This is a genomic window from Streptomyces beihaiensis (assembly GCF_026274175.1).
In the GTDB taxonomy this organism is placed as follows: Bacteria; Actinomycetota; Actinomycetes; order Streptomycetales; family Streptomycetaceae; genus Streptomyces; species Streptomyces beihaiensis.
The window spans coordinates 20,718-27,248 of sequence record NZ_JAPHNL010000334.1; the positions used below are offsets into that span (position 1 = coordinate 20,718).

General features: G+C 70.5%; 6 protein-coding genes and 3 pseudogenes. 2 read left to right on the top strand and 7 right to left on the bottom strand.

Annotated features, from left to right (window positions below):
- Positions 1–46: 46 nt before the first annotated feature.
- Positions 47–811: a hypothetical protein gene (locus OFY01_RS31355; RefSeq protein WP_266605721.1), complete on the top strand. Its 765-nt coding sequence runs from the start codon at positions 47–49 to the stop codon at positions 809–811.
- Between the two features lie 360 nt (positions 812–1,171).
- Here OFY01_RS31355 and OFY01_RS32720 read toward each other — a convergent pair.
- The 4 genes and pseudogenes from OFY01_RS32720 to OFY01_RS31375 all read right to left on the bottom strand — a co-directional run.
- Positions 1,172–1,300 (bottom strand): annotated as a pseudogene (locus tag OFY01_RS32720) (amino acid ABC transporter permease); the annotation flags it as partial.
- Positions 1,301–1,307: 7 nt separating this feature from the next.
- Positions 1,308–1,466 (bottom strand): annotated as a pseudogene (locus OFY01_RS31365) (amino acid ABC transporter ATP-binding protein); the annotation flags it as partial.
- Between the two features lie 139 nt (positions 1,467–1,605).
- Positions 1,606–2,025 carry a DUF6278 family protein gene (locus OFY01_RS31370; protein ID WP_266605722.1) on the bottom strand — a complete coding sequence of 140 codons (420 nt, stop codon included), beginning with the start codon at positions 2,023–2,025 and terminating at the stop codon, positions 1,606–1,608.
- 149 nt (positions 2,026–2,174) lie between these two features.
- Complete coding sequence (locus OFY01_RS31375) at positions 2,175–2,966, bottom strand: exodeoxyribonuclease III (protein ID WP_266605724.1); 792 nt, start codon at positions 2,964–2,966, stop codon at positions 2,175–2,177.
- Positions 2,967–3,081: 115 nt separating this feature from the next.
- Between OFY01_RS31375 and OFY01_RS31380 the strand changes: the two genes are divergently transcribed.
- Positions 3,082–3,678, top strand: a complete 597-nt coding sequence (locus OFY01_RS31380; protein WP_266605725.1) for a hydrolase — start codon at positions 3,082–3,084, stop codon at positions 3,676–3,678.
- Between the two features lie 99 nt (positions 3,679–3,777).
- Here OFY01_RS31380 and OFY01_RS31385 read toward each other — a convergent pair whose 3' ends face one another.
- The 3 genes and pseudogenes from OFY01_RS31385 to OFY01_RS31395 form a co-directional block, all read right to left on the bottom strand.
- The gene (locus OFY01_RS31385; protein ID WP_266605726.1) at positions 3,778–4,413 is read right to left on the bottom strand and encodes an MBL fold metallo-hydrolase; all 636 of its coding nucleotides are present in this window, start codon (positions 4,411–4,413) and stop codon (positions 3,778–3,780) included.
- A 48-nt stretch (positions 4,414–4,461) separates the two neighbouring features.
- A complete protein-coding gene (gene pcaDC / locus OFY01_RS31390) occupies positions 4,462–5,745 on the bottom strand; it encodes a bifunctional 3-oxoadipate enol-lactonase/4-carboxymuconolactone decarboxylase PcaDC (RefSeq protein ID WP_266605727.1) in 1,284 nt (427 codons plus the stop codon).
- Between the two features lie 19 nt (positions 5,746–5,764).
- Positions 5,765–6,121 (bottom strand): annotated as a pseudogene (locus OFY01_RS31395) (tyrosine-type recombinase/integrase); the annotation flags it as partial.
- Positions 6,122–6,531 lie beyond the last annotated feature (410 nt).

A 6,531-nucleotide genomic window follows, 5' to 3' on the forward strand; every position in this document is an offset into this window, starting at 1 on the left:
GGACCGCCTCGAACAGCGGTCGTACGGACCGCTAGAGTGCCCGCCCATGACTGATGACGTGCGCAACATCGTCCTCGGCCTGGTCGCGGCCGGCATCAGCGCCACCTGTGGCTGGCTCTGCCGTACCTACCTGTGGAAGCGCAAGCTGCGGCGCAAGCAGGCGTTCTTCGGGCTGCCGGACAACGCGGAGTCGCTGCTCGTCGTGAACCGCGACGCGGGCGGCCCCGAACTCGCGGTGAAGCGCCACGACGTGTTCGCGCTGCTGGAACTCTCCGCGATCGTCAAGGACTGCGGCGCCCACGCCCAGCTCGTCGCCCACGACACGGCGCAGCAGGGCTTCGGGGAGCGTACGGAGTTCTGCGTGGGCGGACCCGCCTCCAACCGCCGGATGGCCGCCCACATGGTGAGCATGCTGCCGGGCATCCGCGTCAACACCGACCCCGAACCGGGCCCGGACCGCGGGGCCTTCCAGATCGGCTCCGAGCACTACCGTGTCGAGCCGGGGCGTACCGAGTACGTCGTACTGGCCAGGCTCACAGCCGGTCCCGCCACCCCGGACGCCCGCCCGGTCTTCCTCTTCTGCGGCCAGCTGCCCATCACCAACCAGGCCGCGACCCGCTATCTCGCCCGCCACCAGGAGCGGCTGGCGCGCAAGTACGGGCAGAACTCGTTCGTGCTGCTCCTGAAGGTCGTCAACTCCCAGGCGTACGGGCCCGACGTCGTCGAGCTGGTCGCCGACGTCACGCGTGCCGCCCAGACGCCGCTGCCGGCGCCCGCCCCGGCGCGCGGCGGCGCCCACCGGGCCAAGTAGGCGGGGACCGCGGAGACCAAGAGGACCCAAGACGACTCAGGGATACCGGGGAGACCAAGGTGGACCAAGGGGACCAAGGAGAGCGGAACCCGCGTCGCGCCGTGCGACGACGCGGGCCCGCCCGGCCTCGGCAAGCCGGCCGCGCGGACCGCGCACCAAGGGCATGAGCCCACCCCTGGCCGCCGGTCCGGCGACCCGCTCTCACAGGGGCGCACCACCCGCCCGGCAGGCAGCTGACCTTCTCCTCCTCGCAGCACGACCCACGTGCATGAGTCGCTTCCCCTGCGCGAGCAGTGATCTCCGGCTGCCACCGGCGGGCATCGCCCGGGCTGTTGTCACCGCACTCCTGGCAACGGTGTCCCCGGCGCGGATCGGTGAGACCACCGTCACTACAGGGATGAACGGCACATCGTAGTCGAGGTTCGACGCGATGAGCTTCCCGGCACGGGGGAACTCCTCACAGGTGATCGCAGAGCCGAGCGAAGTGTCCGGACGGGTCGACCGTCCGGCGGAACGTCGACCTGCCCGATCCGGACGGGCCGATGACGGCCACCGCCTCCCCCTTGCCGACGGTGAGATCGACGTCCCACAGGACATGCGGCTCCCCGTAGTGCTTGTTCACGTCACGCAGCTCGATCAACGGATCGACGGCCATGCGGTCCCTGCCCACTCTCAGTTGGTCGGTCCGCGCAAACTATCCACGCTCATATGGGACTTAACGGACGACACGCGCTCATGGGGATTAACCGTATTTGCGGTTCTACGGCCTGGACACGGCCCGGACGGGCGCGCGCTCAGGACTCGGCGGCCTCGGCGTAGAACTGGGAGAGCTCGGGGACACCACTCGCGGCCCACGCGTGCCCCGCCTCGGCCACGTCGATCTCACGCCCCGAGGCGAGCCGCACCACGGGCTGGCCGTCGGGGCGGATCAGCCAGGCGGCGCCGCGGGCGTGCCGCACGAGGACCGTGCCGAGGTAGAGGCCCGCGTCGTTTCCGAGCCACGGCAGCACCTCGGGGTCCTCGCGCCAGCGCGGCACCAGTTGGTCGAGCGCTTCCAACGAGCTTACGGAGTCGTCGAGTTCGACCCCGGCGCGGCCGGCATGCGAACGCAACAGCTCGCACTCGGACAGCAGTTCGGCAACGCCGGCGCCGTCGTGACCACGATCCTCCACATCACGCGCTCTGTGCCGATTGCCCACGAAAGGGATCCTCATACGGACCAGGTTGACACCCTGGACCGTATGGTGACTACAGGCGCGCGGGGGGGGGCGGTCGTCGGCATGCCGTGGCGGACCCGTTCGAAGCGGGGGTTGGCCACACACCCGACGGCCGACCACCCGTCAGCCGCGTGAACGCGCCCGGGTCAATGCACCTGGCCGAGGTCCAGGTCGACGACGACGGGGGCATGATCCGAGGCGCCCTTGCCCTTGCGCTCCTCCCTGTCCACGTACGCGTCGGAGACGGACTTGGCGAACGGCTCGTTGCCGTAGACCAGGTCGATGCGCATGCCCTTGTTCTTCGGGAAGCCGAGGGCGCGATAGTCCCAGTACGTGAAGGGGTGGTCGTACTTGAGGGGGCGCGGGACCACGTCGGTCAGTCCCGTCTCGCGCAGCGCCTCCAGCGCCGCCCGCTCGGCGGGCGTGACGTGGGTGGCGCCCTCGAAGAGGGAGATGTCCCAGACGTCGTCGTCCGTCGGCGCCACGTTGTAGTCGCCCATGACGGCGAACGGGCGGGAGCCGGCCGCGTCACCCGCGATCGCCGCCTTGAGCGCCTCGAACCACTGGAGCTTGTACGCGTAGTGCGGGTGGTCGACCTCCCGGCCGTTCGGCACGTAGACCGACCAGACGCGGACCGGGCCGCAGGTCGCCGAGACGGCGCGGGGCTCCTCGGCTCCGTCGTACCCGGGGTCGCCGGGCAGGCCCCTGACGACGTCGTCGAGGCCGACGCGGGAGAGCAGCGCCACCCCGTTCCACCTGCCGTTCGCGTTCACCGCCGACTCGTAGCCCAGCTCGCGCAAAGCGTCCGCGGGGAACTGCTCCGCCGAGCACTTGGTCTCCTGGACGCACAGCACGTCCGTCCCGCTGCTCTCCAGCCAGGCGAGGAGGCGCGGCAGGCGCGCGGTGATCGAGTTCACGTTCCAGGTAGCAATGCGCATGCCTGACAACCTACCGGCAGGGTCTGACAGCGGCCCCGCGCGGCGTCGGGACGGACCAGCGAGATAGACAGGCAACCTTGCAAGTTTCCCTGCCGGGAAGTTAGCCTTCCGCGTCATGAGCACCGATGCGAGCACCACCCCCCTCGACTCCCTTGACGCCCGAGCGGCCCTCGTCCTCATCGACCTGCAGAACGGCATCCTCGGCATGCCGACCGCCCCGTACGCCTCCGATGCCGTGCTGCACAACGCCGTCCGGCTCGCCGATGCGTTCCGCGCCAGGAATCTGCCGGTCGTGCGGGTCCGCGTCGCCTGGTCGCCGGACGGCGGCGACCTGCCGGTGAGTCGGACCGTGGCGCCGGGCCCGAGGCAGGCGCCGCCTGCCGAGTTCGCCGAGTTCCCGGCGGAGTTCGGCCCGCTGGGCGACGACATCGTGATCACCAAGCGGCACTGGGGCGCGTTCACCGGGACCGAGCTCGACCTGCAGCTGCGGCGGCGCGGCGTGACACAGATCGTCCTCGGCGGGATCTCGACGTCGATCGGCGTCGAGTCGACAGCGCGGTCCGCGTTCGAGCAGAGCTACCACCTGGTGATCGTCGAGGACGCGACGACCGACACGGACGCCGCGTCCCACGAGCACAGCTTCGGCAAGATCTTCCCGCGCATCGCGCAGCTCGGGACGACGGACGAGATCCTCGGCCTGCTCAAGCGCTGATCGGGCGGCCGGGGAGGTACACACGCCGGGCCGGCGACTCAGGCCGCCCCCGGCCCGCACCGGCCGGCGCCGCGGTCGAAACCGCCGCCGGAACCGCCGTCAGAGCCGCGCCGTCCGGCCCGACGCCAGGCGCAGGTGCTCGGCTCGGCCCAGCGCCTCGATCTGCCGGTCGTAGACGGGGCGCGCCGGGTCGCTCAGATAGGCGTCGTGGATGTCATAGGCCCGGCTCGGCCGGACCTCCCGCACATAGTCGATGACCTCGGAGATCTTGCTCCAGGGAGCGTGGACGGGAAGCATCAGCGTCTCGACGGGGACGTCGGGGACGGTGAGCGCGTCACCGGGATGGAAGACGGCGCCCCCGTCGACGAGATAGCCGACGTTCGTGACGCGCGGGATGTCCGGGTGGATGACGGCATGCAGTTCGCCGTGGACCTGGATGTCGAAACCGGCGGCGGTGAACGTGTCGCCGTGCCCGACCGTGTGGACACGCCCGGGGAACGCCGCGGCGATCTGCCCGGCCACCGACGCGAGCGTCCAGATGTGGGCTTCCGGGTTGGCGGTCATCCCGGCGCGCAGCCGCCCCTCGTCGAAGTGGTCGGGGTGCTCGTGCGTCACGAGGACGGCTTCGGCACCGTCGGTCGCGTCGGGCTCGGAGAATCCGCCCGGGTCGATGACGAGCGTCCGCCCGTCCTTCTCCAGGCGGATGCAGGAGTGGGACTTCTTCGTGAACTTCATGCCCCCATCCTGCTCCTCCGCCACGCGCCCCCGCCCGTCCGGCACGGCTCAGTCCTGGGGTGTCGTCTCCTCGCGGATGACCTCCTGCGCCACCTTGAACGCCGCGTTGGCGGCGGGCACTCCGCAGTAGACGGCCGTCTGGAGCAGGACCTCCTTGATCTCCTCGGCGGTGAGGCCGTTGCGCAGGGCGGCCCGCGTGTGGAAGGCAAGATCGTCCAGGTGGCCACCCGCGACCAGCGCGGTCAGCGTCACGCACGACCGCATGCGGCGGTCGAGCGCGGTCCTCGACCAGATCTCGCCCCACGCGTAGCGCGTGACGAACTGCTGGAAGTCGCCGGAGAACTCGTCGGCACCGGCCAGCGCCCGGTCCACGTGCGCGTCGCCGAGCACCTCGCGGCGCACCTTGAGACCGGCCTCGTACGCATCGGGTACGGCGCTCACCTCCGACTTGCCCGCGCCGGCTATCTCGGCGACCGGCGAGGGCAGCGGCGGGGCCAGGACGGGTTTGGCCGGCGCGGCCAGGATGGCGTGCTGCCCGGTGTCCTGGACCGGCAGCCACGCGCTGGTGAAGTGGCGGACCAGCAGGTCCGACACCGCGGCGGGCTGTTCGACCGGGGCCAGGTGCGAGGCGCCGGGCACGACGGCGAGGCGGGCGTCCGGTATCCCGGCGACCAGGGTGCGGGCCTCGGCGGGCCCGGTGACCTGGTCCTCGGAGCCGACCAGGACGAGCGTGGGCACGCCGACCGAACCGAGTTCGCCGCGGATGTCGAACGCGGCCAGCGCCTCGCAGGCGGCGATGTAGCAGCCGGGGTCCGTGGTGCGCACCATCTGCACGGCCCAGTCCGTGATGGCGGGCTGCGCGGAGGCGAAACCGGCGGTAAACCAGCGCTCAGGCGCCGTACGGGCGATGGGGTCGAGGCCGTTGCTGCGGACGATGACACCGCGCTGGCGGAACTCGTCGGCCGTGCCGAACCGCGGCGAGGCGGCGATCAGGGCCAGCGAGGCGACTCGCCCCGGGTGGCGCAGCGCCAGTTCGGCCCCGACGGCCCCGCCGAGCGCGCACCCGGCATACCCGAACCGCTGCACGCCCGCCGCGTCGAGCGTGGCGAGCAGCCGCCGCACGAGATCCCCGACGGAACCGGCCGGGTGGGCGGGGGCACCGCCGTGACCGGGCAGATCGAACCGGAACACACGCCAGTGCCGCGTCAGCTCGGGGACCTGCCGGTCCCACATGTGCCAGGTGGTGCCCAGTGAGGGTCCCAAGATCAGAACCGGAGCGTGTTCTGGCCCGTCAAAGCGGTACTGCAGGGGTTGCGCGCTTGTCTCACTCACCCCATCACGCTCCCATGTCTCACAAAATCTCACGGAGGGGGGGCGCCTCTCCATGCAAGCCGTCCCAGGTCTTGGCGGCTCCGCGGAGATCCTCGACACTCGGCTTCACATACCAACGCTTCGTAGTCTTCACATTCGTGTGGCCTGCCCAGCGGGCCAGGATGTGGTCGGGCACACCGTTGTTAGCCAAGTACGTGAGACACGATGCGCGGGCATCATACAAGCGCACCCTGCGCAACCCTGCGAGCTCCATCAGCCGGTACGCGCGCCTCCTCAGCTGCTTCATGTTCCGAACCGCCCCGGCCTCGTCGACCAACACATAGCCCGAGCGTTGGTAGTCGCAGCCCAACGCCATCTGCTCCGCAGCCTGCAGAGCTCTGAGGCTCCTGAGTGGACATCGGAGCGGGGCAGTTCCTGTACGTCGAGAGGTACTCGCCCGCTCACGTGGTAGCCGAGAAGGACCTCAACAGCCAGGTGCGCAAGGTGGCTGGACAGGTGCTGGAGAATCTGGGGAAGAGGCGCACGTAGCGGAATCGCCGCGGTCTCCACTTGCACCGGGGCGGTTCACAGCGGCTGGTCCGGTCGGCGACCCACCAGCAGGGCCACTATGGGTTTGGGAGGAATCCGTCGGCCGGCAGTGTGAGAGCAGCGAGGCCAGCGGGGCCGCCGAGGTGGAGTAGGCCAGCCCCGGTCACCACGTTGGTCACGGCCCTCTCTGTCAGCCTTAGGTGAGACGTTCCGCTTCGCCGGGTTAGCCTGAGAGGGCACGACAGGAGAACCACCCCC